This window comes from Streptosporangium sp. CA-135522 (genome assembly GCF_050949235.1).
In the GTDB taxonomy this organism is placed as follows: domain Bacteria; phylum Actinomycetota; class Actinomycetes; order Streptosporangiales; family Streptosporangiaceae; genus Streptosporangium.
Genome location: NZ_CP192026.1, coordinates 8,420,241 through 8,445,951, shown reverse-complemented (window position 1 = coordinate 8,445,951; position 25,711 = coordinate 8,420,241). Strand labels below are relative to the sequence as shown.

The window sequence follows — 25,711 nt, the reverse complement described above, 5'->3', positions numbered from 1 at the left end:
TGTCCGAACCGATGGAGGACAAGATCGCGTAGCGCCTGACCAGCACAGAGATTCGCGATGATGACCGGGCAGGGATGCGGATCACAGAGCATGGGAGGGGTGAGGTGATGGCTTATGACTCGAAACTGGCTGCGGCGCTCTCGGGCGCCACACTGCGCCAGCTCGCACATTGGCGCAAGGCCGGCGTGAGTCGTGGCGCGGTGTTGATACCGGAGATCTCCAGCACGCGCCCCGTCCTCTACTCCTTCCGCGACGTGGTGTCGCTGCGGACCTGCGTCAAGTTGCGTAACGACGCCTCACTGCAGAAGATCAGACGGGCGCTCGACACTCTCCGTGATGATCTGAAGGAAAGCGACCATCTGTCGTCCTACACATTGGTCGCCGACGGCAGCAGCATCTACCTGCCCGCGCCTGATCAGGCGGTCGACTTGGTGCGGAAGAAGGCCAACGTGGTCATCCACGAGCTGATCGACGTCCTGCAGCCGTTCTATCGTGACGGCAGGCACATCCCGGCGTTGCTGCAGCCTCGCGCACACGTGACGGTGGACCCGGCGGTTCGCGGCGGGATTCCCGTGATCAAGGGCACCCGCGTCCCCTGTGACGAGGTTGCCGCACTGCTCCGGGACGGGATTCCGGCGGAACGGATCTCCGACTACTACCCGAGCGTCACCGCTACGGCGGCCCTGGATGCCGCCGATTTCGCCGACTACGTCAACAGTTACGATCCCCTGCTCCGCCCAAATACTGGCCGGACCTGAATTAATCCTTCCGCTCGTTTGGACGTCGCCTCTGCCTCGATGGCTTTCAGGAGGCGTGCTGCGTCGTTCATGCCGTGGCTGTACGGCTATCGTCCCGAGCCGCGTCGTGAAGTGTCCGATCGGCCGCCGCAGCCGTCATCCGTACAGCAAGATTGGATCATGCATGACGAGGAGATCACCCGGGTGACGACGATCTCAGCGGTGAGTGCCGAGCCGGCCATCGCCCCGCAGGGCCGGAGGCGGCGTCGGGTGAGCGTGCTCGCCTGGCTGGTGGTGTCGCCGTTCGCGGTGTGGGCGGCGCTCCGGCTGATCCCTGCCGACGTGCACTTCCGGTGGGTGCAGCTCGTGGCGTTCACGCCCTATGTGGCCCTCGCCTCGGCCGTCGCCCCGCTCGTCGCGCTGGCGTCGAGGCGGTGGGCCGCGCTGGCCGCGAGCCTGGTGGTGACCGTGACACTGGCGGCGTGCGTCGTCCCGCGTGCGCTGCCGGACGGCGGCCGGATGCCATCAGGTCCGGCGTTACGGATCCTCTCCTCCAACCTGGAGGTCGGGGCGGTCCCTTCATCGGCTCTCGTCGATCTCGTACGGAGGCTCCGCCCCGATGTCCTCGTCCTCCAGGAGCTGACGCCATCGGCCGCCGAGGGGCTCCAGAAGGCGGGGCTGGCGACGCTCCTGCCGTACAAGGCGGAACTGGCCCTGGAGGGGCCGCGTGGGTCAGGCGTCTACGCCCGGCACGCGATCACGGCGGGGCAGGCCATCAAGTACGGCTTCGGCCAGATGGTGGCCACTGTGGAGCTGCCGGGAGCGGGGCCCGTCGGCATCGTGTCCGTGCATCCCTGCGCCCCGAGTGACGAGACGGGTCTCCCGTGCTGGGCGGACGGCCTGGCGGCGCTGCCCCGGCCTGGCGGTGCCATACAGGTGCTGGCCGGGGACTTCAACGCCACCCTTGACCACGCCCGGATTCGCGACCTGCTGGGCGCGGGCTACCAGGACGCCGCCGATGTGACGGGCGACGGCCTCACGACCACGTGGCCGTTCCGGCTGCGGCAGTTCAACGGCTTCGACATCCCCACCGTGACGATCGACCACATCCTGGCCGACCGGCGCGTGGGCGTCCGCTCATTCGGCGTGCACCGGCTTCCGGAGACCGACCACCGGGCCATCTTCGCTGAACTGGTCCTCCCACGTCGCTGACCCTCTCCCACCGCGGCCTACGCACCAGGCCCGTTGATCCACTTCCAACCCTCGAATGCCGTATCCGCCCCCTTCTGATGGGTCAGGATCATACGGCGGAAGGCGGGACCTTCGGCGGGATGGAGCGGAGCTCGTCTTCGAGTGCGTCGACGAGTGCCCTGGTGGCCTGGCGCAGCCGTACGCGGCGGGCGCTGAGGTCCTCGGCGAAGCGCCGGGCCGTCGGTCCCACCCACACCGGCCGGCCGGTGAACTGGCCGTGGGCGGGGTCGAGCGCCGCCTCTGGGATGGCGACCCGCGCCTTGACCTCCACCAATGTCTGTTCCAACACCTGACGCCGAGGGTTGGGCACCAGGTCCTCCGGATGAGGATTCATACTGAGATCGAGATCGCCCAGCACCGTCTCGGTCAGTTCGATTACCGCTGAGCGCTACCCAGTCATGACACCCGTGAAGTAGTCACCGAAGAGCTGGACGGTCGGAAACGATTGCGTCCGGTTCTGGCCGAGGGGCACCGGAAAAAGGCCTGTAGGCACGCACCGTGCCAGTGGCATACCAGTAATTGAAAACGACAGGTGAAGTTCATTCATGAGCGGGAATGGCGGTCTCGGCCGATATTTATCGTCGTGGCGTGCGTGAACAGAGACGGGCCCGTCTTCATCGGCGGCGAGTGCTGCGCAGGCGGTCGCGGGCCGGATCAGGCCGGTCATCGGGGCGACCTTCCCTCTGGAGCAGACCGCCGACGCCCACCGCCTCAGCGAGGAGGGCCACCTCCGCGGCAAGATCGTGATCACCGTCCCATGAAGGGGGTCAGGTGATCCTGGAGATCGCGGCTCTGACGTCCTCGGTGCTCATGGGGGTGGGGTCAAGAGCACTGTGGATGGCCAGGCCTTCGATGAGGGCGTCGAGGTATCGGGCGGTCGCCGGGTCGAAGTGCCGTTCGAGAGCGCGCCGGCTGCGTGCCATCCAAGCCCGTGTCACCTCGCGCAGGGCCGGGTTGCGGGCGGCGAGCGTGTAGAGCTCGTATGTCAGCACCACCTCCCGCGGCGAGCCGATCAGGTCCTCGGTGATGAGGCGGACGACCGCCTCGCGGGCCTCGCCGGCGTCGGTGGCGGCGCCCATCCGGGCGTCGAACCGGTCGGCGATGCGATCGGCGAGGCGGGTGAAGGCGAGGGTGAGCAGCTCGTCCATGCCCTTGAAGTGGTAGGTCATCGACCCCAGCGGGACGTCCGCGGCTTCGGCGATCCTGCGGTGTGACGTGCCCGCCACACCGTTGGCGGCGATGACGTCGAGGGTGACGTCGATGATCCTGTCCCGGCGTCCCGGGTCGAAGCGGCGAGTCGGCGGTGGCGTCCGGCGCATCGAGGTCGTCTCCCTGAACTGATTGCGGCGCGTGGCGGACCACGCGGAACCGAGTGCGGCGGACCGCGCGAGCGGGCTGGAGGTGGCGGGTCGTCGGAGCGGGTGCATGAGTGGGCTGGAGGTGGCGGGTCGTCGGAGCGGGTGCATGAGTGGGCTGGAGGTGGCGGGTCGTCGGAGCGGGCACACGAGCGGGCTGGAGATGGCGGGTCGCCCGAGTGGGCACACGAGTGGGCTGGAGGCGGCGGGTCGCCGGAGCGGGCTAGATGCGGCGGATCACCCGCGCCGGGTTTCCGACGGCGACGACGTCGGCCGGAATGTCCTTGGTGACGACGGATCCCGCGCCGATGACGCTGTTGTCACCGATGGTGACGCCGGGAAGGACGATCACGCCGCCGCCGAGCCATACGTTGTCGCCGATCACGATCGGCTTGGCCGCCTCCAGCTTGGCGCGCCGCTGTCGCGGGTCGATGGGGTGGGTGGGGGTGAGGAGCTGCACGTTCGGGCCGATCTGCACGTCGTCGCCGATCGTGATGGGGGCGACGTCGAGGGCGGTCAGCCCGTAGTTGACGAACGTGCCGGAGCCGATGGTGATGTGGCCGCCGTAGTCGACGTACAGGGGCGGCCGGATGTGGGCGTCCGCCGCGATCGAGCCGATCAGCTCGTCGAGGATGGGGCGGGCGGCCTCCGGATCGGCCGCGTAGGCCTCGCCGTACCGGTTGGCCAGGCGGACGGCGCGCTTGGCGGCGGCCACCAGGTCCGGGTCATCGGCGATGTAGAGGTCGCCGGCCAGCATGCGCTCCCGGTTGGTACGGGTGTCACCAGGGAAGAGTTCTGCCATGCGTACGATCGTACATTCCAAGTGTACGGTCGTACGCAACACCGTCTTTTCCCTGATCGTCTCGGTCGAGAATCGGGCGCCGGCTCGTCGACCGGTACGTGGGCGGGAGCCGGGGCGGGGCATCGGGCTCGGGTCGGAGTGTCAGGCTCGGGCCAGAGTGCGCTCTGCGGGGCGTCTCGCCGGGCGGGCGGCGCATGCTCGACTCCGCGCCTGCCACGCGGGCCGTACGGAAGATCCTTTGTGTCAGTATGCGAATCAGGGCTTGACTTGGACTAAACCTACCTGAAATATAGGAAATGTGCCGCATGTCCATCTGACCCTCCGGCGGGTCGTCGACTTCATGCGCCTGGACAGCAGCCTCTGTCCGTGAGGGCGCTCCGTCACCGCGCCGAGCCTCCGCTCCCGTTCTCCCACGTTTCCGCACGTGTCCCGCGTTTCCGGCGCGTCATGAACGCGCCGCCTGCGCGTCATGAATGCGCGGTCAACGGGGCGGATGCGTCCGTCGGCGTGCACCCGGCGCGGGTCGCACCCGTCTCCCGGCTGTTCCCGATCCTCTCCCTCTCCTCCGCTCTCTTTCGTATGCCTCGCCACGCCGGCACCGTCCCAGGCGTGCGCGCATCTCCGCTCTCAGATCTGTAAGGGGCCAATCATCATGTGGACATCTCGTCGACGGACGCGTGTCGCCGTCGCGGTCGCGGCACTCTCGCTCGCAGCGCTCACCGCCGCCTGCGGAGGCGCCGACGCCGCCAAGTCGACGGCCGCGGCGGCAGCGGGAGGCAAGGGCGGCGGGGCCGTACTCAAGATCAAGGATCCGGGGAACGCGGGGCCGCTCGCGGTGGCGAAGAAGGAGGGAATCCTCGAGAAGCGGCTGGCCGAGGTGGGAGCCACGGTGGAGTGGGGCGGGTCGTACGCATCGTTCACGGCCACGATCGACGCGGTCCGCTCCGGATCGGTCAACGTGCTGGAGGGGGCCATCTCACCGGTCCTGGGCTACCTCGCCAACAGCAAGGACATCAAGATCTTCGCGTTCACCGACCCGGTGACCGACCCGGCCGCGCCGCAGACCGACGGGCTGGTCGTCAGGCCGGACAGCCCGGTCAAGAGCGTCAAGGACCTGGTCGGCAAGCAGGTCGCGGTCAACAAGGGCGGGCGCGGGGAGTATCTGCTGCTGCTGGCCCTGCAGGAGGCCGGAATCCCCGCCGACCAGGTCAAGCGGGTCTACCTCAACCCCGACCAGGGCGCCTCGGCCTTCGCCACCGGCAAGGTCGACGCCTGGTGGGCGATCGTGCGGGCCTACCCCGAGGCGGTGGCCAAGGGGGCGAGGGTCATCGTGCACGGCCGGGACCTGCCGGACAAGGACCTCAACATGCAGGCCGCCCGGGTCGAGCTGCTCAAGGAGCATCCCGAGGTGGTCCGCGTCTACCTCAAGGTCCTGCAGGAGCTGACCACCGAGGCCAAGCAGAACCCGGAGAGGTTCCAGAACGTCTTCCTCACCCAGGGGCCGACCGCAGTGTCCGGCCCCCGGCTGGCCGAGGAGGTCGCCAAGGCGAAGTACGCCGCCGTGCCGCGCTTCGCCACCGTCGCCGACGGCGCGTTCGTGACCGACGTGGCCGGGATCTTCCAGAAGTACGGCGTGCTGCCCGGCACGGTGAATCCCGACGACGTCATCTTCGACCTCAAGCAGGCGGCATGACGCTCGAAAAGGTCGTCGAGGCGGCCCCCGCCGAACCGCTCGCCTCCGCCGAACCGCTCGCCTCCGCCGAACCGCTCGCCTCCGCCGAACCGCTCGCCTCCGGATCGTCCGCCCCCGGATCGCCGGTCGCCGCGGCGCCGGTTCCCGGATCGTCGTTTCCCGGGCCGTCCGTCCCCGAACCGTCCATCCCCGCCGCACCGCTCGCCTCCGGATCGCCGGTCGCCGCGGCGTCCATCCTCGAACCGCCCCGCTATCTGGGCTCCCGCCGCCGCCACCCCGCCGTCTCCACGGCCGTCAGGCTCGCGGTCCCGCTGATCCTGCTCGCCGCCTGGTGGTACGGCACGGCCAACGGAGCCGTCCCCGCCGACGTGCTCGCCGGTCCCGGTGCCGTCGTCGGCGCCCTCGCCGAGCTGATCGCCACCGGGCAGCTCGGCGACTACCTGCTGGCCTCCGGGCAGCGGGCAGGGCTGGGCGTCCTGGCCGGCGGCGGCGTCGGCCTGCTGCTCGGGGTGGTCGCGGGACTGTCGGCGCTCGGCGAGGAACTGGTCGACCCGACCATGCAGATGAAGCGGGCCGTGCCGTTCCTGGCGCTGGTCCCGCTGTTCATCTCCTGGTTCGGTGTCGAGGAGACGTTCAAGGTCGTCCTGATCGCGGTCGCGGCGGCCAGCCCGATGTACGCCTACTCCTACCTCGGCGTCCGCGGTGTGGACCGCAAGATCATAGAAGCCGCGCGGGGGTTCGGGCTCACCGGTCCCCGGCTGGCTCTCGGGGTGATCATTCCGACCGCGCTGCCGAACATCCTCATGGCCCTGCGGATCTGCCTGTCGGTCTCGCTCACCGGTCTGATCGCGGCCGAGCAGATCGGCGCCACCGAGGGCATCGGCTACCTTGTCACCCTGGCTCAGCAGTACTACCGCAGCGACTACATGGTCCTGTGCATCCTGATCTACGCGGTGCTCGGCCTGGCGATCGACCTGGCCATCCGGGGCGTCGAGCGGCTGGCCATGCCGTGGCGCGGGCATGTGACGGCACGATGAGCACCGTCACCGGCGGCGCCGTCAGCATCAGGGGGCTGCGCAAGGCCTTCGGCCCCAAGACCGTCCTGGACGGGATCGACCTGGAGATCGGGCGCGGGGAGTTCTTCGTCCTGCTCGGTCCGAGCGGCACCGGCAAGACCACGCTGTTGCGGATCCTCGCCGGCCTCGAACTGCCCGACGCGGGAACCGTCCTGGCCCCGCGCCGCCGTACGACCGTCTACCAGGAGCCGCGCCTGGTCCAGGCGCGCCGGGTGCTCGCCAACGTCACCCTCGGGCTGCCCCGGTCGGCCCGTGAGGCGGGTCTCGCCGCGCTGGCCGAGGTCGGTCTCGAAGGGTACGGCGGAGCATGGCCGGCCACGCTCTCCGGTGGGGAGGCCCAGCGGGTCGCCCTGGCCAGGGCGCTGGTGCGGGACCCGGAGCTGCTGCTGCTCGACGAGCCGTTCGCCGCGCTCGACGCGCTGACCCGGCTGCAGATGCAGGAACTGGTCGCCGAGCTGTGCGGACGGCACCGTCCCGCCGTCGTGCTGGTCACCCATGACGTGGACGAGGCCGTACGGCTGGCCGACCGGGTCGTGGTGCTGCGAGAGGGCTCCTTCGCGGTGGAGCAGCCGATCGACCTGCCGCACCCCCGCGACCGTAACGATCCCGCTTTCATCGCCCACCGGCGTCTTTTTCTGTCCCACCTCGGCGTCGCCGCCGCCTCCCACTGAAGCCCCCGATCACTGAAGCCCCCGATCACCGAAGCCCCCGATCACCGAAACACCCGATCACCGAAACACCCGATCACCGAAGTCTCCGATCGACCGAGTTCACCGATCGAGCTCACCGATCACCGAAACACCTCCGAAGCATCGCAACACCTCTCAAGAACGACAGAGGAGTCACGTGTCAGCAATCGACAAGATCTGGTTCACCCGCTGCCCGGTGCCCACCGCCAGCGGTCTGGCCTACAACCTGGGCTGGCTCGACGAGCAGTTCGGCGAGGTCGGGGTCCTGCAGGAGGCCGGTCCCGAGCTGGCCGAGCACCACTTCGACCACGGGCTCCTCGGGCTGTTCCGCGAGGGCGGCAACGTTCCCGCGCTGGCCGCGCGCTCGGAGGGGGCGAAGACCCGGCTGATCGGGCTGACCTGGATCGAGGAGTGGCAGTCCATCCTGGTCCGCCCGGACTCGGGGATCACCGACGCGGCCGGGTTGCGCGGCGCGCGCATCGCGCTGCCCGGCTGGGCGCGGACGCGGGCGCGGAGCTTCCCCCGGGCGATGGCCCTGCACGGGGTCAAGGGGGCGCTGTCGACGGCCGGGCTCACCTTCGACGACGTGAGGTTCGTCGAGGTTGACCAGCCCACCTCCGATGTCGGGCGGGACGGAGCCGGCCGGACCCGGCCCTGGCCGGGAATCCAGGAACTGGCGGACGGCCTGGTCGACGCGGTCTACGTCAAGGGTGCCCGCTCGGCCGAGCAGGCCAGGGAGATCGGCGCCGTGGTCGCGGTGGACCTGGACGCCCATCCGGACCTCCGTACCCGCGTCAACAACGGCACCCCGCGGCCGATCACCGTGCACGAGGACCTCCTCGCCGACCATCCGGACCTGGTCGTGGGCTTCCTGACCCAGACCCTGCGCGCCGCCGACTGGGCGGCCGGCAACCGGGAGGCGGTCCGGGACATCCTGGCGGCGGAGACCCGTTCCGGCGCCGCGGGCGTGAGCACCGCCTACCGAGGCGACTTCCACCGCGACCTCCACCCGGACCTCTCGCCGGAGCGGCTCGACCTGCTGAAGGTCCAGAAGGACTTCCTGCTGATCCACGGGTTCCTCGCGGCCGACGTGGACGTCGATGCCTGGGCGGCGCACGAGCCGCTGGCCGCCGCCCGGGAGCGGTTGGCGCAGCTGCCGCAGGCGCTCCCCGGGGCCGCGCCGGCCGGGCTCGCGAGCGGAAGCGACCGGAGCTCCTCGGCGGCTCCGGAACTCGACGGGGCGGCGGTCTGATGGCCAAGTTCCTGATCACGCTGCCGGGCCGGGCGGACGGCGGGCGCGGTGCGAGGCCGGACTTCCCGGGTTTCGTCACCGACCTCCGGCAGGCCTTCGGCCCGTTCGACCACCTGGCCCAGATCGGCAGGGCCGTGGAGATCGCGGCCTTCCACGGGGCGCTGGTCCCCTTCGACCCCGAGGGGGAGGAGTCCCTGGTCGTCACGGCGGGACTGCTGCGGCAGTCCCGCCGACTGCGGGCGGTGGCCGGGTTCCACCCCGGCATCGCCACACCCGTCTACGCGGCCAAGGTCTCCGCCTCCCTGCAGCGCTTCTCCGGCGACCGCCTCGACTGGCGGCTCGTCGTCGACCTCGATCCGGCGGTGGCCCGCGCGCAGGGCGACTTCCTGGAGGGGGCGGACCGCTATGCGCGGGCCGAGGAGTTCCTCACCGTGGCCAAGGGCGTCTGGTCCGAGGAGGGCTACACCTACGAGGGGCGTTTCTACCAGGTGCTCGCGGGCGGGTTCCAGTCGCCGCTCGCCGGGCGGCCGTTCCCCCGAATCCACCTGTCCGGGACCTCGAAGGAGGCCCTGGAGCTGTCCGCCCGCCACGCCGACGTGCACGTCTTCGATCCCGAGGACGACATCGAGGCCGCCCGGCTGCCCGGCGTCGCCTACGGCCTGCGGCTCCCGGTCCTCGCGCGGGACGACGACGGCGAGGCGTGGGAGGCGGCCCGCCGCCTGTGGGTGCGGGGCGGAGGGACGGCGCAGACCCTGCCGGACCCGGACCCGCGCACCCGGCTGTGGCCGGGGTTCGCGCCGTCCGGGTGGGCGGGTGCCCTCCGGCCGGGCTCCGGTTCCTTCCGGGCGGGGCTGGTGGGGTCGTTCGAGACCGTCGCCGCCGGAATCCGGGACTACATCGACCGGGGTGTCGGCGTCTTCTTCCTGGAGGCCGCGCCGTACATCGAGGAGACCTACCGCCTGGGTGAGCGGCTGCTGCCGCTGCTCGCGAAGGAGACGACCCATGTCCGTTGACGTCTACTGGCGTATCGGGACGCACGGCGACCAGCCCTCGCTCCGGCGCAGGATCGCCAGCCGGGGGGAGTGGGCGCCGGTGGTGCCGGGCAGCCTGGCTCCCGGCGTCCGGGACGGGCGGCGTGACGACTACAGCTACGTCGAGCACATGGGCGACGTCGCCCGGGCCTCGGAACTGTCCGGGTTCGTCGGCGGGCTGCTGCCCTCGTTCCCCAACACCGACGACCCGTGGGCGGCGGCGGCCACCCTGGCCAGGGAGACGACCACCTACCGGTTCATGATCGCTTTTCAGCCCGGGTTCCTCCACCCGGTGCAGGCCGCGCGCATGTCGGCCAGCCTGCAGCGGGCCACCGGGGGGCGGGTCGTCTACAACATCATCTCCGGTGGCGGCGGGCCCGACCAGCTCTGGTGGGGTGACAAGGTCGACCACGACGACCGCTACGCGCGGACCTCGGAATTCCTCGACGTGCTCAAGGGCGTCTGGAACGGCGGGCCGTTCGACTTCGACGGGCGCTTCTACCGGGTCGAGGGCGCGGGGCTGCCGGAGGAACTGGCCGGGCAGCCGTTCCCGGAGATCTACTTCTCCGGCTCGTCCAAGGCGGCCATCGAGGCCGCCGGGCGGCACGCGGACTACTACCTGTCCTGGCTGGAGCCGTTCCACGCGCTGGGCGAGAAGTTCGACCAGGTCAGGGCGAACAGCGACCGCGCACCGAAATTCGCCGTCCGCATCGACGTGCTCGCCCGGGAGACCGAGGAGGAGGCCTGGGACGAGATCCGCCGGGGCTGGGACAACATCGACCCCACCGTGCTCCGCGGCGCCACGGGCGACTCCATCGGCTGGCAGCGCAGCCAGTCGTTCGTCACCGGGGCGATCAACGGCTACCGGGACCTGGAGGTCACGCCCAACGTGTGGGGCGGCTTCCACCTGCTGCGCGGCGGTCCGGCCTTCGGACTGGTCGGCAGCTACGAGCAGGTCGCGGAACGGCTGGACGAGCTGATCAACCTCGGCGTCGACGCCTTCGTCCTCGCGGGCGTGCCGCATCTGGAGGAGGCCTACCGCGTCGGCGAGAACGTGCTTCCGCTGCTGCGCGGCCACGACATCCGTATTGGTTCACCACTTTTGGAAGGAACGTCTTCATGAGCATTCGAGTCGGGTATTTCCCTCACAACAACTCCCTGTGGGTGCTGCGTCACCGCGGCATCCTGGAGCGCGCCATCCCGGACGTGGAGTGGGTGGACCTGCGCAGCCTCCCCGCCGGTGACCGGCCCGCGCCGACCGACGGGCTGCCCTCGGTCCACGGCGACCACCTGTTCGACGGCGGCTACGACTTCATCGGCACCGGTTCCACCCCGCCGGTCACCGCCCAGGGCAAGGGGCACGACATCGTCTACGTCGCGGTCTCCGGCTCCCGGCACGAGAACGGCCGGCTGGTCGTGCTGGAGGACTCGCCGATCGCCTCCCCGCAGGACCTGAAGGGCAGGAGGGTGGCGCTCGGGCACGGCTCCTGGCAGACCACGCTGCTGCTGTTCGCACTCGATAAGGCGGGTCTGAGCTGGAAGGACATCGTTCCCGTGGACGCCGGCACCGACGCGGGAGCCCTGCTCCTCAACGGCGAGGTGGACGCGTGGGTCGGCTCCTACCCGTCGCTCAGCAAGGTCGAGGCGCAAAGGGCCGTCCGGGAGCTGGTCGCCACCGACGGGCTGTTCAGCCACCGCTCGCTCTGGTTCACCCGGCGTGACTTCGCCGCCGAGCACCCCGAGCGGCTCGCCGCGATCGTCGCCGCCCTCCAGGAGTCCGACGCCTGGATCCAGGACAACTACCGCGAGGCGGCGGAGCTGTTCGCGGCCGACGACGGCGGCGACGTCGACCACTGGGAGAACGCCCTGCGCAAGCGCCCCTTCGGGCTCAACCCGGTGACCGAGGAGTTCGTCGCCGAGCAGCAGCGCGCCGCCGACCTCTTCCACGCCAACGGCCTCATCGACCGCAAGGTCACCGTCGCCGACGCCGTCGACCCGGAGCTGGCCAAGCTGATCGAGTGACACGAACAGGCGGATGAGCCGGCGGGGAGGGCGGCGACGGCGGTCATCTCGAAGAGCCTTTCCGGGTGAGCGGACGGAGGGTGGGGGTGCGGGGCAGACCGTCAGAGGGTGGCGGGGACCTGGTCGAGGAAGCCGTGGACGGTCTGGATGTCGAGCGGGCGCCATCGGCGCACACCGTCGCCTTCCCTCCGGCGCGAGACCCCGGGGCGGAAACCACGGCGTCTCGGCCGGTAAGGCTGGCGCAGTGCCGTCTTCGACGGTGATCCGGGCTCTGGTCATGATCCGGGCGCTGGGACTCAGGGGTCGTCAACCGGCCGCGAGGCCGTCCGACGGTCCGCCGATCTCGGTCCACTGGGCGTCGGCGCCGTTCCATTGCCATACGGTGCCGCGGTCTTCGGCGAGGCGGTAGAGGTGGTCGCCGACCGCGAACTCGGCGCCGGGGTCACCGATGCGAATCCAACGATGGCCGATGCCGTCATACCGGAAGATGTCCCCGTTGCCGGAAGCCGTCGCGAAGAGCCCGGCCTCACCGGCGTAGATCCGCCCGACCGGACCGCCGATCCTCGTCCAGCGAGTGCCGGAGCCGCTCCACCGGTCGACACCGTGGTCCTTGGCCAGCCGATACAGGTGGCGTTCGCCGTCTGGTCGAACGGATTCCCGGGAGAGAGCGTGCGCACTCGTCTCCGGTGCGTCCGTCACGGCGCCGGCCTCTGCGACACCGTCCGTCCTGTCGGCGAAGGCGTTGACATCCGTGGTGGAGGCGGTGACCTGTGAGGTCCGATGGTCGATCGTTATCGCGGTGCCACCGGCCGCCACCAGTACGGATATCGCCACGACGAAGAAGACCCGGCGCCTGGACCATCGCCCGTCGGGCGCGCCCCGGCGAGCGATGCCCGATGCGCCGCCGTCGCTTGCGGCGCCGTGAACCTCATCGCCGCTGCCGTCACCGCCTCCCGAATTGTCCGCGCGTCGTGCCGGTCCGCCGCGGACAATTCCCTGACCGGTGGGAATGTGGGCGACCGCGCTGTCCTGCTCGCTGTCCTGCCCGGGGTGCCGTTCGCCGGGCGCGGCACGCACGGGCTTCCCCGGGGCGCCGGAGACCTGCGCCTCTCCTTCCGCCACGCGGGGTTCGGGGGTGGTGCGAAGACCCTTCCCGGCGGTCTCGGCCGCGTCGTGCAGATGCTTGCCTCTGGCCAGGAGAGCAGTGCGGGCGTCGGGGTCGCGTACGTGATCGTTGATTATCCGTTCCAGCAGATGGAAGGGGATGACTTTGGCGCCGGACCGGTATTCACTCCAGCTGGTCTTGCCGGTCCTGTACCGTTCGCCCAGCTGCCGGATGGTGACTCCACCGGTGAGCTCACGAAGAAATTCCGCCAGCGCGTTGGCCTGTTCCGTCTCGCCCTTAAGGCTTCCCTGTGGACGCCCCGGACCACCCATGCGCTTTGCCCCCTTGATCGGCTGCGGAAAATGTATTGTCCGTCATTTGGACGCGATTACGAACGAAATCGTTGATGGACAATCACCCGGGGCGCAGCGTGTTCTCCACAGGTTCCCGAATCCTCCTGGAGGCCGCTGTGAGCTCCCTTTCCCCGAACCGTCGTGTCCCGGCCGGACACCGTGCGCGCATCTGGGCGCACCGCGCCGCGGCCCTGGCCGGCGCCACCGTGCTGGCCGCCACCGGAGTGACCGCGTTCTCCCCGGTGGGAGCGGGCGCCGCTACGGAGCCGAACCACTGCGGAAGCTCCTATGGCCTCGTCAAGTCCTGGCCGATCCGGAGCCAGGGGGCCGAGGTCGGTGCCATCGACGTCTACTACAGCAACTCCACCGGACAGAATTGCATCGTGGTGTATCCGAGCCCCGCCTACCCGCAGGGCACGTTCCACCACATCACCGCGGCACTGAGCAAGAGCGGGTCCGACGACTGGAAGTGGGACGGGACCGGCCGGAACTACACCTACTACGCGGGTCCGGTCTACGTATACGCGAAGGGCAGTTGCATCGACTTCTACGGTGAGATGCGGTCTTCCGGAACGGGGGCGGGGGTAGGAAGGGGTTCCGGCGTCGTGGGCAGGGTCAGCAAGAGCGTGAAGAGATTCCTGGAGAGTGAGGCCCGCGTGTCGGAGTATCAGACCAACCGGCACTGCGGCTGAGGTCCTCCCCGCCGAGATCGCGGCTGCTCGCCGGCGTCGCGGATGTACGGGGGCGAGGATTTCGCGCGGCGGGCCGTCGGTGAGGCGGCCCGCTTTTCCTCGGTGGCCGGCGCAACGCTCAGATCGGATCCCAGGGGACGGACTCGTAGATCCGCGTGACCGTCTTCATGAGCTCCCCCTCGACGGGGAAGGACAGGTCGTCGATGCGGGCGACGGGGGCGATTCCCTGGGAGTTGGTGACGAAGGCGGCGCCGAAGGAGTCCAGGTCGGCCAGGCGCACCGGGCTCCGCCGGGTCGGCAGGCCGCCGCCGGGCAGCCTCGGTTCGAGCAGCTGCATGGTGATCCCCCGCAGGGCGGGCGCGTCGGGCCAGACGACCGCGGACCCGTCGAAGAAGGCGATGTTGGTGATCCCGCCCTCGGACACCACCCCGCCGGGACCGGTCAGCAGCACCTCGTCGAAGCCGTCGCGTCCCGCCAGGAGCCTGTGGTGGGCCTGCCCGAAGCCCCCGACGTGCTTGATATGCGGGACCGGCCGTTGGTAGGGGACGGACCGGAGGCTCTGCGGGGTGCCCGGCATCTCGGCGGGCGGCCGTACGGTGACCATGGCGGAGACCCTGTCCTCCGCCTCCGCCCGGGAGACGTAGACCCGGACCGACGCGTCGGTGACGTCGCCGGCGAGCGCGTGCCGGATGTGGCGGCGGATCCGGTCGCGGTCCAGGCCGGCGTCGAACAGCTCCCGGGTGGCCGTGTCCAGCCTGTCGAGGTGGAGATCCAGGCCGCGGACCTTCCCGCTTCTGACCTGCATGGCGGTGAAGTGCCCGTAGGTGAGGAAGGGGGACAGCAGCAGCTGCTCGGCGGTGGCGGTACGGCCGTCGATCTCGATGCGTAGGACGGGCGGACTGGTCATGATCCCTACCATAGTCATCGATTTCCTCGCCCCGCCGTACCCGTCCGTCCCGCGCGGTGCCGGCGCGTCCGGCGTGAGGTCGGTGTTCGCCTCCGGCGCGTCCGGCGTGAGGTCGGTGTTCGCCTCCGGCGCGTCCGGCGTGAGGTCAGTGTTCGCCCCCGGCGCGGCCGGTGTGAGGTCAGCGTTTCCCTTCTCGGGCGGCGCCGACCGAGGCTGGTGTGAGGTCAGCGCTTCCCCTCCCGGGCGGCGCCGACCGCGGCCAGCGTGACGAGGCCGATCGCCGCCATCTGCGTCGGGCCGGCCGCCTGGCCGAGGAACACCATGCCCATGATGAGCGCCACCACGGGTTCCAGGCTCATGAGGGTCCCGAAGGCGGCGGTCGTCAGCCGCCTCAGGGCCAGCAGTTCCAGCGCGTACGGCAGGACCGGCACCAGCACCGCCAGGCCCGCGCACGCCAGGACCACGCCCCAGGACAGCTCGCCCACGGCCTGCGGCGCGCCGACGACCGTCAGGGCGAGCGCCGAGACCGGCAGGGAGACCGCGAGCCCCCCAAGTCCCTGGAAGCGGTCCCCGATCCGCTGGGTGAGCAGGATGTAGCCGGCCCAGGACGCTCCCGATCCGAACGCGAACACGACGCCCAGGCCGTCGATCGCGCCCTGCCAGGGCTGGGTCAGCAGCAGCACACCGGCCAGGGCCAGCAATGGCCAGACCAGACCCCACCGGCCCGACCTTCGCGCCACCGCGAGGGACAGCGGCCCGAGAAGGCTGATCGCCACCTCGGTGGCCAGCGGGATTCTGGCGATCGCCTCGAAGGTGCACAGGGCCGTTCCCGCGCTCACCAGGCCCAGCGCGCCCGCCGCCGCGAGGTCGCCGAGCGGCCTGCCCCGCAGCCGGGGCCGGGCGATCACCAGGAAGATGAGCGCGGCGAAGGAGTTGCGCAGCCACACCGTCCCCGCCGGTCCGATCACCGCGAACAGCGGCACTGACAGGGCGACGCCGGTGTACAGGCTGGTCATGGAGCCGATCGCGAGAGCCGCCGCACCGTTCTGAAGAACCGGCCGTGATTTTTCCTGGTGAACCGTCACGGTGTCCATCGCACAGGCGATCGACCATCCGCGTCCACCGCGAGATGGCGGACAGAACATCCGCTAATAATGGACTATGGAAACTCGCCTGCTCCGCACCCTGGTCGAGCTGAACCGGCGGGGCACCATGCGGGCCGTCGCGGCGGCCACCGGATACGGCACCTCGGCGATCTCCCAGCAGCTCGCCGCGCTCGAAAGAGAGGTGGGCGCCGCGCTCACCGAGCGGACCGGCCGTACGGTCCGGCTCACCTGGGCGGGGCGCCGCCTGGCCGAGCATGCGGAGCGGATCCTCGCCGCCGAGGCGGAGGCCCGCGCGGCGTTGGACACCGGCACCGAGCCCAGCGGCGTGCTGAAGATCGCGGCCTTCGCCGCCGCCATCTCCGCCGACATCCTCCCGATCGCCAGGCGGCTCGCCGTCTCCCATCCCGGACTCCTGCTGGAGGTGCAGGAGCGCGAGCCGGCCGAGGTGGTGGAGCTGCTGGCCGACGGGCAGGTGGACCTGGGCTTCGGCTACGACTACAGCCTGGTCAGGCGCTTCCAGGACGATGGCGGCGCGGTGCGGTTGATGTGCGAGACCCCGCTCATGCTCGCGGTCCCCGCGGCCATGCGCGCACCCGCCCGCATCACCTCCCCGGACGACCTGCGGGCGTTCGCCGACGCCCCCTGGGTGGTGAACTCGCGGGGGGAGGACGACGGGGAGCTGGTTCGCAGGATGTGCGCGACGGCCAAGGTCGCGCATCGGGCCGACAGCCTGGGACTGGTCCTCGACATCGTCGCCGCCGACTTCGGGGTCGCCCTGGTCCCGATCTTCGCCCCACCGCGCGACGGGGTCGTCTTCGTGCCGATGCCGGGACTGGACGTCCGGCGTCGCATGTTCGCCCTCACCCGCCCCGGTGAGCAGGGGCGGCCGGCGATCGCCCTGGTGAGCGAGCTCGTCTCGGCCCACGTGGGAGTCGACTGATGCTCACGGCTCCGAGGCGGACACCGGTCGCCCGACGTTCGGGGACTGTTCTGCTCCGCGGCGGAGATGTCGGCCAGGGCCGAGTCGGAGTCGCGTTCGATGGCCAGGTCCCCGATGCTCACGATGCCGACGGCCCGATCGTTCTCGACCACCGATGTCCGCCGGACGGCGTTGGCGCGCATCAGCCCCACCACCTGGTCGGATGCCCGTGTCGGGAGCGACCGTGACGATGTCGCCGCTGACGGCGTGTTCACCGGCGGATCGAGGGGCGGCCGGCCACGAAGTTCTGGAAGCCGACCTTGACCCGCTCGATCGGGTCCCGGATCCGCTTCTCCCGCCACTCGGCCCTGCGCAGCTTCCGGGAGCCCGGCCGGTAACGGTGCCGCGCCCAGGGTGAGCCGGGACGGGCCAGCCGGATCGCGCCGATCAGGGCCAGCGGGGTGATGTAGATCCCGAGCAGGCCGGTCCAGATCTTTCCTTTGATCAGGGTGATGAGCGACAGCAGCGTGTTGGTGCCGATGATCAGGGCGATCTCGGTGCGGGACAGGATCTGGCCGTTCGCCCCGGGGTTGAGCGCGTCACCGAGCTCCAGGGGGCTCGCGCCGAGCAGGGCCAGGCCGCACAGCGCGGCGGCGACGAACACGGCGTCCACCGACAGACGCCCCTGCTGCGTCCAGTAGACGTCGTCGAGATGGAGGACCAGCGCGAACTCGTCCAGCACGAGCGAGGTTCCGGCGCCGAAGAGCGCGGCGAGAAGCCCGGCCGAGATCGAGGTGTTGTCCACCACCGCCAGCCCGCTGATCCCGCCCACGCACATGAAGACCAGGCCGAACACGACGTGGTGGATGTGCATGCCGCCCGGGGCGACGTTTCCCGGCCACCATCTCACCTGGGCTCGGATCAGGCGCACGCTGATCCGGATGAACAGGAAGGTGGCGATGAAGGAGACGAAGAAGCAGAACAGCCGGAGCTTTCCCGCCGCCACGATCTCCGTCGTGAACCACGACCCCACACACGCCCCCGCAGTCAGGTGAAAGGGGGATCTCGGCAGGCTATCAACCGCCCCGGCGCCCCGGCTCGACGGAGTCTCAGTGTGCCGGTGAGGGTCTGTCGGCGGCTGATTCCGGACCGGGCGAATCCGGTGTGGTCAGTCCGGGTGATGCTGGTGCTGCAGGTAGGCGGCGGTCTCGGGGTTCGCCGGGAAATAGGCCTCGATGGCCAGTTCGGCGACGGTGATGTCCAGCGGGGTGCCGAAGGTGGTCATCGTGCTGAAGAAGACGAGCTCCCGGTAGCCGCGGCGCAGGCGCAGGGGGATCACTATGTCACTGTGCCCCAGTCGTTCTATTTCGGGTTCCGGTTGGTCACAGGGGTAGTCGTCGAGCTCGCGCCAGAGCTCGGTCAGGCTGGGGGCGGCGGTGAGGCTGATCTGGCGGCGCAGCCGGTGCAGCAGGTGGGCGCGCCACTCGCCCAGGTTGATGATCCGCTGGGCCATCCCCTTGGGATGCAGGCTCAGCCGGAGCACGTTGACCGGCGGGACGAGCAGCTCCGGTGCGACGCCGCGCAGCAGCACACCGGTGGCGGCGTTGCGATCCACCAGGTTCCAGCACTGGTCCACGACCACCGCCGGATGCGGCTCGTGCCCGCTCAGCACCTGTCCGATCGCTTCCCTGACCGACGCCATCTGCGGCGAGTTGAGCGGCGTCTCAGCGTAAACCGGCGCGAATCCACCGGAAAGCAGCAGATGGTTGCGCTCACGAAGGGGAATGTCCAGCTCCTCGGCGAGGCGCAGGATCATGTCCCGGCTCGGCTTGGACCGGCCGGTCTCCACGAAACTCAGATGTCGGGTGGAGATGTCGGCCTGGATGGCGAGGTCCATCTGGCTCATCCGCCTGCGCTCCCGCCACTGGCGCAGAAGTTCGCCGACTGGCCGGGCCGCGCTGGTCGTGGTCACAAATTACACGATAACCGGCAAAGTTTGGTCAAACCATTACTGTCCACGTAATGCGTGTCGTGATGTGTCCCCGGCCCGACACGCCATGGAAAGCGCGTCGAAGGCCGCCGAGCGAGGCTCGGACGGGGGCGGAAGGACGGCATCGGGTCGTGCCGAAGGATTACGAAACATGGGTTGCGTAAATCCATGAGTGACGAGTAATCTCATTTTCGCTACCCAGGTAGCGGAAACGAGGTTCCCATGGCTGACGTCAGACGAGGACGGCCCCGCGACACCGAGGTCGACGAGCGCGTCCTGAGGGCGGCCACCGACATGCTCCTGGAGCGCGGTTATGGCGGGCTGTCCACCGAGGAGGTGGCCGAGCGGGCGGGGGTCGCCAAGACCACGCTCTACCGTCGCTGGCCGACCAAGGATCATCTGGCCATCGCGGTGATAGCCAGGCTGCAGAGCGACGACGCCATCACCGACACCGGCGACATCCGGCGGGATCTGACCGACTACATGGAGAAGATCGCCGACGCGCTCAACCGCATGCGGTCCGCCGGAAGGCCGCCCGGGCACGACGACCCGTCGGCGGGCGTCGTGGCCGAGCTGGTCGCCGCCGCGGCGCGCCACGACGACATCGGGCAGATGGGACGCCTCCTCTTCACCCGGCGCAACGCCCTCGCGCTCGACCTGATCGAACGGGCGCGCCGGCGCGGCGCGCTCCGCCCGGAGCTCGACCCCGGTGTGCTCCTCGACCAGCTCGCCGGAGCCCTCTACTACCGCGTGCTGATCACCGGATCCCCGGTGAACCGCGCCTACGCCGAAACCCTGGTGGCCGCCGCGCTCGCCGGCGCCGAAAACTGAGACCGACCCTGGTGGCCGCCGCGCTCGCCGGCGCCGAGAACCGAGACCCAGAACCGAGACAAGGACGACCATGTCACTGATCACCCCGCAGAGCCCCCAGACCGCCGTCATCCGCTCCGTGGACGCCGAGGTCGTGCTGGGGCCGCCGGCCACGGGACGGCTCCTCCTCGACTCCAGCTCCACCGGCGGCGCGCTGAGCAGCGTCCGCATGACCCTCGGAGAGGGTGCCGACGGAGCCACGCCGCACCATCACACCTCGGCCAGCGAGCTGTTCTACGTCCTCGGCGGCAGGCTGCAGGTGCTCGCCGGGGAGGAGGTCCTCACTCTCGACGAGGGAGACATGGCCGTCGTCCCCCCGAACGTCGCGCACGCCTTCGGCGCCGCTCCCGGCTCCGAGGCCGACCTGCTGATCGTCGTCACTCCCGGGATCGAGCGTTTCGACTACTTCCGGCTGCTGGCGCGGCTGCAGAAGGGCGAGGCGACCCTTGAGGAGCTCCTCGACTCCCAGGAGCTCTACGACAACCACTTCGTGGACAGCCCGAAGTGGAAGCAGACCCGGGGGTGACCGCCGGCCTCGTGAGGCCGTACGAAAATGATGTGCGACGCGGTGGCGGGTAGATGTCCGGAGCGGGCCGTACGCCGAGACCCAGGAGGTCCTGGCCGGCTACCACCTGTAGATTAGGCATATACCTAGGGTGCCTAGGAAGTGTGGTCGTGGAGGTGGTGTATGGCTCGTGCGGGACTGACGACCGACCGGGTGACGAGGGCGGCGGCGGATCTGGCCGACGAGATCGGGTTCGACAAGGTCACGGTGTCCGCGCTGGCGCGGGGCTTCGGAGTCAAGGACGCCAGCCTGTACTCCCACGTCAAGAACGTGTCGGACCTGCGGGCGCGGGTGGCGCTGCTCGCCGCGGGCGAGCTCGCCGACCGCATCGGCGAGGCGGTGGCGGGCCGGGCCGGCAAGGACGCCATGGCCGCGTTCGCCCACGCCTACCGGGATTTCGCGAAGGAGCATCCCGGCCGCTACGCGGCGACCCAGATCCAGCTCGATCCCGAGATCCTCGCCGGGTCCGCGGCCTACCACCGCAACGTCGAGCTCACCTACGCGATGCTGCGCGCCTACGGGCTGGTCGAGCCGGACCTGACCGACGCGGGACGCCTGCTGCGCAGCGCGTTCCACGGCTACATCAGCATCGAGGCCAGCGGCGGGTTCGGCCATCCCCGCGACGTGCAGGCGTCCTGGGAACGGGCGATCGACGCCCTCCACATCCTGCTGGAGCGCTGGCCCTCCTCATCCGCCGGATAGGTCGCCTTCGTGTTCGCCGCGGTCAGTGCGACGCCGCTGACGGTGTGGGCGTGGGTGTCCGGCTGACTTTGAACGCGGAGTAGCGGTAGGTCCGGACGTAGTCGATCAGGAACGCCGACGGCAGATAGGCGTCGTTCGGCTGGCCGAGGTGACCTTCCAGGCTCAACACCATGTGCCGCGCCATGTCGACGTACGCCGGGTCCGGCGGGACCACGTCCCAGGCGAGCTTGCCGTCGGCGAAGAAGCGCAGCCTGCCGTTCCTGCGTTCCAGGCCGTACACGTGGTAACCGGTACTGGTGTCGGCGACTCCGAAGTCGAAACGCTTGTCGCCGTCGACGTGGTGGTTCTCCGCCGAGTACGGCCAGACCCACCTGTGCAGGGTGGACACAATCCGGCTGTAGCTGAACGTCTCATGGATGTCGATCTCAGGGTTGGGGTTGTGCTCCACCGACAGCGGTGAGGACTGCAGCCAGATGGCACTGAGCACGTTCGCGCGAGAGTCGAGGACCTTGGCGCGCACCTCCACATAGCTGTCACCGGGCACGTCGAACTTCGACTCGACGGCCCCGAACGTGTACGGGGAGCCGTTGTAGCTCTCCTTCTTCGCGGTGAGCAGCAGGTTGCCGTCGGCCACGCTCACGTTCGAGGGATTGAACGCCCCCACACCCGACTTGGCGTACCAAAGGCCTGTCCGCCACTTGGCGGCGTCGAGGCCGGTGCCGGTGAACTCGTCGCTGGCCGCGCTGACGAGCGTCCGCTGTAAGATCGGCTTTGACGTTATCGGGCCTGCGGCGTCCGCGGTGCTCGTGGCGCTCATGGCGGCTGTGAGGGCGAGCGCCGCGGCGCCCGTGAAGAGCGCGCGTCGCCGACGGGCTTGCTGTTCGTTCACGTCATGTCCGTTTCATATGCGATCGGCGCGACCTTCATGATCTTGGTCGTGTCGTCAGCTTAGTGGTCATCAATGTCGAGAGGAAACGGCTCCCGCGGTCCTTCACAGCCGCCTGTACGCCACGCGAGAAGGCCGGTCGTCCATCCAGGCCCCGCGATCATTTCCGGTCGCGATGCCAGCCATGTTGATCAGCGGCATCGGCGTCGCCAGCCCGTTGAAGACCCTGTTCCCGACGACCGAGACGATCGTGCGGACGGCGGGGACGACACCGCTCAACGCCAGGGAGGTCGCCACGCCGAGGCCCAGGGCCTGGTGCAGTAGGTAGTAGTAGGCGCCGAGCGGCAGCGCCACGTCCACCAGCAGCGGCTTCAGCGCCGCGCCTAGGCCCGCGGTCAGCGGCGGCTGCGGACCTTGGTGGTCAGGCGGTTGAGGATGCGCTCCCACTCGGTGCCGAAGGGGTTGTCCTGGACGAGGTAGGTCCAGGTGGCGGTGGGACGTTTGAGGCCGGCGCCGGCGAGGTCGAGGCCCTCGGAGGTGATCGTGGCGGTCTCGAACGTGGCGATCGAGCGGGACTCGATCTCGGCCAGCATGCGCTCGTAGGCGGGCTTGGCCTCCTTGTTGAACTCGTCGATCGGGCTGAGGCGACCCAGGGCGCGCAGATGGATGCCTTCACGGAGCTCGCCCAGGTAGGCCAGATGGTCGGCCCAGCAGCGGTCGAGGTGGAACAGGACGATCTGCCGGGCGGCCTCGCCGAGCGTCTCCTCGCCGACGGCCTCCGCCAGCTCCGACCACCGCTCGGGAGCCGCCCCGGCCAGCGCGTCGCCGGCCGAGTCGCCACGCAGGACCTTTTCCCGGAGGCCGAGGATCATGCTCCGGTGGTGTTCGAGGAGACGGGTGTAGCGCCAGGTGTTGCGGTGGATCTCCATGTTGACGCCCTCGGCGACGCGCTGGGCGTGACCCACGAGATCGCGGTCGGGCACGCCCTTGGCGTACTCGTCGGCCACGTAGTGGGTGATCAGGTCGTCCTCGCCGCTCACGTAGAAGACCGAGCCCCCGGGGTCGCCCTGACGGCCCGCCCGGCCGCGGAGCTGGTCGTCCAGGCGGCTGCTGGTGTGCCGGCCGGAGCCGATGACGTACAGCCCGCCGAGCTCGTCCACCCCCTCCCCGAGACGGATGTCGGTGCCGCGCCCGGCCATCTGGGTGGAGACCGTGATCGCGCCGCGCTCCCCGGCCCTGGCGATGATCGACGCCTCTTCGGCGTCGTTCTTGGCGTTGAGGACCACGCACTCCAGGCCGCGCCCGGCCAGCGTCAGGGAGAGCCGCTCGGACTCGGCCACGTCGAGGGTGCCGATCAGGATCGGCCGCCCGGTCGCGTGCACCTCGACGATCGCCTCGACCAGCGCGTGGTCCTTGTCCATCGCGTACTCGAAGAGCCGGTCGGGCTCGTCCGTCCGTACACACGGCCGGTTGGACGGGACCACGGCCACCTTGAGGTCGTAGAACTCGCGGAGCTGGTCCCCGACCGCGACCGCCGTGCCGGTCATGCCGCACTTCTCGGGATAGCGGGTGATCAGACCCTGGACGGTGATCGAGTCGAGGATCTCGCCGGTCTCGGAGGGGGACAGCGCCTCCTTGGCCTCGACCGCGGCCTGTAGGCCGTCCGGCCAGCGCTGCAGCAGGGCCACCCGGCCCCGGGACGGGTTGATCAGGTGGACCTTGCCGTCACGCACGATGTAGTCGACGTCCTTGGTCAGCAGGGCGTGCGCGTGCAGGGCGAGGTTGACCTCGGTCAGCGTGGCGGCGTCGTGGTAGAGCTCCAGGCCCAGCGCCTGCTCGACGGTGTCGATGCCCTTGGTGGTCAGGTGGACGTTGCGTGCCTGGTCGTCGAGCTCGTAGTGGTAGCCCTTGACCAGCTGGCGGACGAGCGCGGCCATCTCCGGCACGGAGCCGCCCGGGTCGGCGGCCCCCGCCAGCACCAGCGGCACCCTGGCCTCGTCCACCAGCACCGAGTCGGCCTCGTCCACCAACGCCACGTTCGGCTCGGGCACGACCAAGTCGGCCACGTCGGTGCGGGTCCGGTCGCGGAGCACGTCGAAGCCGATCTCGCTGACCGATCCGTACGTCACGTCCTTGGCGTAGGCCGCCCGCCGCTCCTGCGGCGTGGAGGTCTCCGCGATCCAGCCGACCGAAACGCCCAACGATTCGTACAGCGGGCCCATCCACTCGGCGTCCCGCTGCGCGAGGTAGTCGTTGACCGAGATCACGTGCACCCGCTTGCCCTGCAGGGCGTATCCGGCGGCGGCCATGGCCCCGGACAGGGTCTTGCCCTCGCCGGTGGCCATCTCGGCGACGTTTCCCGACAGCATGGCGAGCATGCCCACGAGCTGCACGTCGTACGGCCGCAGGCCCAGCGTGCGGTGCGCGGCCTCCCGGAGGATCGCGCAGAACTCGGCCAGGTCGTCCACCGAAGGCCGCGGCAGCTCGGTGAGCGCGCCGATGCGCTTCTCCCGGGCGCCGGCGTCGGCCACGGTCCGTTCGAACGGCGCCAGGTCGATCGAGCCGGGACGCTCCAGGAAGCGCCTGATGAGCTGAGTTATCGAGGCCACGTTCCCTCCAACGCCCGTTTCCGGGTCCACGTTCCCGCTGTCGGATCACCGTACCGACCCGATGGATCCTCCGTCTCCGAAGACGGCGCGGTAATGGGCGGCGCGAGGCGGTCCGGCCGGCCGGACGACCTTGGATCCCTGCCCGCCGGCCGACTCCGGAATCAAATTCTGTTCGATGTGGACACGCCTGTCCGTACGGGACAGGCTTGGTCCGTGGCATCCTCCACCCTCGGCCCTTCCGCTCTGGAGACACGATGAGCCTGTCCGACCTGCAGCCGATCCCCACCGACCAGCTCGTCTTCCGGCTGCCGCAGAAGTTCGACAGCGTGCGGCAGGAGCGCCGGCATCGTCAGGAACGCCTGGTGGCCGCGCTGCGGCTGTTCGGCCGGTTCGGCTTCGAGGAGGGCGTGGCCGGGCACATCACCGCTCGCGACCCCGAGCACACCGACCACTTCTGGGTGAACCCGTTCGGCGTGTCGTTCAAGAGGATCCGCGTCAGCGATCTCATCCTCGTCAACCACCAGGGGCAGGTGGTCGAGGGGCGCTACCACGTCAACCAGGCCGCGTTCGCGATCCATGCGATGGTCCACCAGGCCAGGCCGGACGCGGTCGCCGCCGCGCACAGCCACTCGGTGTACGGCAAGGCCCTGTCGTCGCTGGGCACGCTCCTGGAGCCGCTGACCCAGGACGCCTGCGCGTTCTACGAGGACCACGGGCTGTTCGACGACTACACCGGTGTGGTCGTCGAGACGGAGGAGGGCCGTCGCATCGCCCGGGCGCTCGGCTCCTGCAAAGCGGTCATCCTGCGCAACCACGGCCTGCTCACCGTCGGCGACACCGTGGACGCCGCCGCCTGGTGGTTCATCACGATGGAACGCTCGTGCCAGGCCCAGCTCCTGGCCAAGGCCGCCGGTCCGACCGTGCCGATCGACCATGAGAACGCCAAGCTCACCCACGGCCAGATCGGCAACGACCTGGTCGGCTGGATCAACTTCCAGCCCCTGTACGACCAGATCGTCACCGCCGAGCCCGACATGTTCGACTGACGGTGCAGGCGGAGGGGGTGTCTCCCCGCCGGTGGGGCCCGGAGTCTCCGAAA

The 25,711-nt window shown here is 69.9% G+C and carries 26 protein-coding genes and 1 pseudogene; 16 read left to right on the top strand and 11 right to left on the bottom strand.

Annotated elements, in window-relative coordinates; translation table 11 throughout:
• Positions 1-107: 107 nt before the first annotated feature.
• A complete protein-coding gene (locus tag ACQPYK_RS39840) occupies positions 108-758 on the top strand; it encodes a DUF433 domain-containing protein (RefSeq protein WP_433243441.1) in 651 nt (216 codons plus the stop codon).
• A gap of 159 nt (positions 759-917) precedes the next feature.
• Positions 918-1,949 (top strand): endonuclease/exonuclease/phosphatase family protein, encoded by a 1,032-nt coding sequence (locus tag ACQPYK_RS39835; protein WP_433243438.1) that lies wholly within the window; start codon positions 918-920, stop codon positions 1,947-1,949.
• 88 nt (positions 1,950-2,037) lie between these two features.
• Here ACQPYK_RS39835 and ACQPYK_RS39830 read toward each other — a convergent pair whose 3' ends face one another.
• Positions 2,038-2,322 (bottom strand): hypothetical protein, encoded by a 285-nt coding sequence (locus tag ACQPYK_RS39830; protein WP_433243435.1) that lies wholly within the window; start codon positions 2,320-2,322, stop codon positions 2,038-2,040.
• A 307-nt stretch (positions 2,323-2,629) separates the two neighbouring features.
• On the opposite strand from ACQPYK_RS39830, the pseudogene ACQPYK_RS39825 reads away from it, so the two are divergent.
• A pseudogene (locus ACQPYK_RS39825) lies at positions 2,630-2,749 on the top strand (zinc-binding dehydrogenase); the annotation flags it as partial.
• 6 nt (positions 2,750-2,755) lie between these two features.
• Here the strand turns inward: ACQPYK_RS39825 and ACQPYK_RS39820 are convergent.
• On the bottom strand, positions 2,756-3,307 hold the full coding sequence (locus ACQPYK_RS39820) for a TetR/AcrR family transcriptional regulator (protein ID WP_433243432.1): 552 nt from the start codon (positions 3,305-3,307) through the stop codon (positions 2,756-2,758).
• A 259-nt stretch (positions 3,308-3,566) separates the two neighbouring features.
• The gene (locus ACQPYK_RS39815; protein ID WP_433243429.1) at positions 3,567-4,145 is read right to left on the bottom strand and encodes a sugar O-acetyltransferase; all 579 of its coding nucleotides are present in this window, start codon (positions 4,143-4,145) and stop codon (positions 3,567-3,569) included.
• A 652-nt stretch (positions 4,146-4,797) separates the two neighbouring features.
• Between ACQPYK_RS39815 and ACQPYK_RS39810 the strand changes: the two genes are divergently transcribed.
• The 7 genes from ACQPYK_RS39810 to ACQPYK_RS39780 all read left to right on the top strand — a co-directional run bounded on the left by ACQPYK_RS39810 (position 4,798) and on the right by ACQPYK_RS39780 (position 11,908).
• Complete coding sequence (locus tag ACQPYK_RS39810) at positions 4,798-5,838, top strand: NrtA/SsuA/CpmA family ABC transporter substrate-binding protein (protein WP_433243426.1); 1,041 nt, start codon at positions 4,798-4,800, stop codon at positions 5,836-5,838.
• Positions 5,835-6,875 (top strand): ABC transporter permease subunit, encoded by a 1,041-nt coding sequence (locus tag ACQPYK_RS39805; protein ID WP_433243423.1) that lies wholly within the window; start codon positions 5,835-5,837, stop codon positions 6,873-6,875. Before ACQPYK_RS39810 ends, ACQPYK_RS39805 begins: the two co-directional genes overlap by 4 nt.
• Complete coding sequence (locus ACQPYK_RS39800) at positions 6,872-7,585, top strand: ABC transporter ATP-binding protein (protein WP_433243420.1); 714 nt, start codon at positions 6,872-6,874, stop codon at positions 7,583-7,585. The genes ACQPYK_RS39805 and ACQPYK_RS39800 overlap by 4 nt, the downstream gene beginning before the upstream one ends.
• Before the next feature lie 175 nt (positions 7,586-7,760).
• On the top strand, positions 7,761-8,855 hold the full coding sequence (locus tag ACQPYK_RS39795) for an ABC transporter substrate-binding protein (protein WP_433243417.1): 1,095 nt from the start codon (positions 7,761-7,763) through the stop codon (positions 8,853-8,855).
• Positions 8,855-9,868, top strand: a complete 1,014-nt coding sequence (locus ACQPYK_RS39790; RefSeq protein WP_433243415.1) for an LLM class flavin-dependent oxidoreductase — start codon at positions 8,855-8,857, stop codon at positions 9,866-9,868. Before ACQPYK_RS39795 ends, ACQPYK_RS39790 begins: the two co-directional genes overlap by 1 nt.
• The gene (locus ACQPYK_RS39785; protein ID WP_433243412.1) at positions 9,858-11,009 is read left to right on the top strand and encodes an LLM class flavin-dependent oxidoreductase; all 1,152 of its coding nucleotides are present in this window, start codon (positions 9,858-9,860) and stop codon (positions 11,007-11,009) included. The genes ACQPYK_RS39790 and ACQPYK_RS39785 overlap by 11 nt, the downstream gene beginning before the upstream one ends.
• Entirely contained in the window at positions 11,006-11,908 is a 903-nt protein-coding gene (locus tag ACQPYK_RS39780) for an ABC transporter substrate-binding protein (RefSeq protein WP_433243409.1), read from the top strand. Before ACQPYK_RS39785 ends, ACQPYK_RS39780 begins: the two co-directional genes overlap by 4 nt.
• Positions 11,909-12,214: 306 nt before the next feature.
• Here ACQPYK_RS39780 and ACQPYK_RS39775 read toward each other — a convergent pair whose 3' ends face one another.
• Positions 12,215-13,345: a hypothetical protein gene (locus ACQPYK_RS39775; protein WP_433243406.1), complete on the bottom strand. Its 1,131-nt coding sequence runs from the start codon at positions 13,343-13,345 to the stop codon at positions 12,215-12,217.
• A gap of 137 nt (positions 13,346-13,482) precedes the next feature.
• Between ACQPYK_RS39775 and ACQPYK_RS39770 the strand changes: the two genes are divergently transcribed.
• Positions 13,483-14,058 (top strand): hypothetical protein, encoded by a 576-nt coding sequence (locus tag ACQPYK_RS39770; RefSeq protein WP_433243403.1) that lies wholly within the window; start codon positions 13,483-13,485, stop codon positions 14,056-14,058.
• A 118-nt stretch (positions 14,059-14,176) separates the two neighbouring features.
• Here ACQPYK_RS39770 and ACQPYK_RS39765 read toward each other — a convergent pair whose 3' ends face one another.
• Together ACQPYK_RS39765 and ACQPYK_RS39760 are read right to left on the bottom strand one after the other, a co-directional pair.
• Positions 14,177-14,965: an aminotransferase class IV gene (locus ACQPYK_RS39765; RefSeq protein WP_433243400.1), complete on the bottom strand. Its 789-nt coding sequence runs from the start codon at positions 14,963-14,965 to the stop codon at positions 14,177-14,179.
• A 224-nt stretch (positions 14,966-15,189) separates the two neighbouring features.
• On the bottom strand, positions 15,190-15,981 hold the full coding sequence (locus ACQPYK_RS39760; RefSeq protein ID WP_433243397.1) for an EamA family transporter: 792 nt from the start codon (positions 15,979-15,981) through the stop codon (positions 15,190-15,192).
• 145 nt (positions 15,982-16,126) lie between these two features.
• On the opposite strand from ACQPYK_RS39760, the gene ACQPYK_RS39755 reads away from it, so the two are divergent.
• Positions 16,127-17,011, top strand: a complete 885-nt coding sequence (locus ACQPYK_RS39755) for a LysR family transcriptional regulator (protein ID WP_433243394.1) — start codon at positions 16,127-16,129, stop codon at positions 17,009-17,011.
• Positions 17,012-17,261: 250 nt separating this feature from the next.
• Here ACQPYK_RS39755 and ACQPYK_RS39750 read toward each other — a convergent pair whose 3' ends face one another.
• Both ACQPYK_RS39750 and ACQPYK_RS39745 read right to left on the bottom strand, forming a co-directional pair.
• Positions 17,262-18,023 carry a hypothetical protein gene (locus ACQPYK_RS39750; protein WP_433243391.1) on the bottom strand — a complete coding sequence of 254 codons (762 nt, stop codon included), beginning with the start codon at positions 18,021-18,023 and terminating at the stop codon, positions 17,262-17,264.
• Between the two features lie 135 nt (positions 18,024-18,158).
• Positions 18,159-18,962, bottom strand: coding sequence for a helix-turn-helix domain-containing protein (locus ACQPYK_RS39745; RefSeq protein WP_433243388.1), 804 nt, complete (start codon positions 18,960-18,962; stop codon positions 18,159-18,161).
• A 240-nt stretch (positions 18,963-19,202) separates the two neighbouring features.
• On the opposite strand from ACQPYK_RS39745, the gene ACQPYK_RS39740 reads away from it, so the two are divergent.
• The 3 genes from ACQPYK_RS39740 (at position 19,203) to ACQPYK_RS39730 (ending at position 21,117) form a co-directional block, all read left to right on the top strand.
• Entirely contained in the window at positions 19,203-19,811 is a 609-nt protein-coding gene (locus ACQPYK_RS39740; protein ID WP_433243385.1) for a TetR/AcrR family transcriptional regulator, read from the top strand.
• 70 nt (positions 19,812-19,881) lie between these two features.
• Positions 19,882-20,376 (top strand): cupin domain-containing protein, encoded by a 495-nt coding sequence (locus ACQPYK_RS39735; RefSeq protein WP_433243382.1) that lies wholly within the window; start codon positions 19,882-19,884, stop codon positions 20,374-20,376.
• A 162-nt stretch (positions 20,377-20,538) separates the two neighbouring features.
• Positions 20,539-21,117 carry a TetR/AcrR family transcriptional regulator gene (locus ACQPYK_RS39730; protein WP_433243379.1) on the top strand — a complete coding sequence of 193 codons (579 nt, stop codon included), beginning with the start codon at positions 20,539-20,541 and terminating at the stop codon, positions 21,115-21,117.
• A 22-nt stretch (positions 21,118-21,139) separates the two neighbouring features.
• Here ACQPYK_RS39730 and ACQPYK_RS39725 read toward each other — a convergent pair whose 3' ends face one another.
• The 3 genes from ACQPYK_RS39725 to secA2 all read right to left on the bottom strand — a co-directional run bounded on the left by ACQPYK_RS39725 (position 21,140) and on the right by secA2 (position 24,612).
• Entirely contained in the window at positions 21,140-22,006 is an 867-nt protein-coding gene (locus tag ACQPYK_RS39725) for a glycoside hydrolase family 16 protein (protein ID WP_433243376.1), read from the bottom strand.
• A 102-nt stretch (positions 22,007-22,108) separates the two neighbouring features.
• A complete protein-coding gene (locus ACQPYK_RS39720; RefSeq protein ID WP_433243373.1) occupies positions 22,109-22,363 on the bottom strand; it encodes a hypothetical protein in 255 nt (84 codons plus the stop codon).
• Between the two features lie 35 nt (positions 22,364-22,398).
• Positions 22,399-24,612, bottom strand: coding sequence for an accessory Sec system translocase SecA2 (secA2, locus tag ACQPYK_RS39715; RefSeq protein ID WP_433243370.1), 2,214 nt, complete (start codon positions 24,610-24,612; stop codon positions 22,399-22,401).
• 254 nt (positions 24,613-24,866) lie between these two features.
• Between secA2 and ACQPYK_RS39710 the strand changes: the two genes are divergently transcribed.
• On the top strand, positions 24,867-25,658 hold the full coding sequence (locus ACQPYK_RS39710) for a class II aldolase/adducin family protein (RefSeq protein ID WP_433243367.1): 792 nt from the start codon (positions 24,867-24,869) through the stop codon (positions 25,656-25,658).
• Positions 25,659-25,711: the final 53 nt, after the last annotated feature.

Bases quoted from the DNA above. Each gene is read 5' to 3' on its own strand.
- ACQPYK_RS39840 (WP_433243441.1), top strand. From the start codon at position 108: ATGGCTTATGACTCGAAACTGGCTGCGGCGCTCTCGGGCGCCACACTG.
- ACQPYK_RS39835 (WP_433243438.1), top strand. From the start codon at position 918: ATGCATGACGAGGAGATCACCCGGGTGACGACGATCTCAGCGGTGAGT.
- ACQPYK_RS39830 (WP_433243435.1), bottom strand. From the start codon at position 2,322: ATGAATCCTCATCCGGAGGACCTGGTGCCCAACCCTCGGCGTCAGGTG.
- ACQPYK_RS39820 (WP_433243432.1), bottom strand. From the start codon at position 3,307: ATGCGCCGGACGCCACCGCCGACTCGCCGCTTCGACCCGGGACGCCGG.
- ACQPYK_RS39815 (WP_433243429.1), bottom strand. From the start codon at position 4,145: ATGGCAGAACTCTTCCCTGGTGACACCCGTACCAACCGGGAGCGCATG.
- ACQPYK_RS39810 (WP_433243426.1), top strand. From the start codon at position 4,798: ATGTGGACATCTCGTCGACGGACGCGTGTCGCCGTCGCGGTCGCGGCA.
- ACQPYK_RS39805 (WP_433243423.1), top strand. From the start codon at position 5,835: ATGACGCTCGAAAAGGTCGTCGAGGCGGCCCCCGCCGAACCGCTCGCC.
- ACQPYK_RS39800 (WP_433243420.1), top strand. From the start codon at position 6,872: ATGAGCACCGTCACCGGCGGCGCCGTCAGCATCAGGGGGCTGCGCAAG.
- ACQPYK_RS39790 (WP_433243415.1), top strand. From the start codon at position 8,855: ATGGCCAAGTTCCTGATCACGCTGCCGGGCCGGGCGGACGGCGGGCGC.
- ACQPYK_RS39785 (WP_433243412.1), top strand. From the start codon at position 9,858: ATGTCCGTTGACGTCTACTGGCGTATCGGGACGCACGGCGACCAGCCC.
- ACQPYK_RS39780 (WP_433243409.1), top strand. From the start codon at position 11,006: ATGAGCATTCGAGTCGGGTATTTCCCTCACAACAACTCCCTGTGGGTG.
- ACQPYK_RS39775 (WP_433243406.1), bottom strand. From the start codon at position 13,345: ATGGGTGGTCCGGGGCGTCCACAGGGAAGCCTTAAGGGCGAGACGGAA.
- ACQPYK_RS39765 (WP_433243400.1), bottom strand. From the start codon at position 14,965: ATGACCAGTCCGCCCGTCCTACGCATCGAGATCGACGGCCGTACCGCC.
- ACQPYK_RS39760 (WP_433243397.1), bottom strand. From the start codon at position 15,981: ATGACCAGCCTGTACACCGGCGTCGCCCTGTCAGTGCCGCTGTTCGCG.
- ACQPYK_RS39755 (WP_433243394.1), top strand. From the start codon at position 16,127: ATGGAAACTCGCCTGCTCCGCACCCTGGTCGAGCTGAACCGGCGGGGC.
- ACQPYK_RS39740 (WP_433243385.1), top strand. From the start codon at position 19,203: ATGGCTGACGTCAGACGAGGACGGCCCCGCGACACCGAGGTCGACGAG.
- ACQPYK_RS39735 (WP_433243382.1), top strand. From the start codon at position 19,882: ATGTCACTGATCACCCCGCAGAGCCCCCAGACCGCCGTCATCCGCTCC.
- ACQPYK_RS39730 (WP_433243379.1), top strand. From the start codon at position 20,539: ATGGCTCGTGCGGGACTGACGACCGACCGGGTGACGAGGGCGGCGGCG.
- ACQPYK_RS39710 (WP_433243367.1), top strand. From the start codon at position 24,867: ATGAGCCTGTCCGACCTGCAGCCGATCCCCACCGACCAGCTCGTCTTC.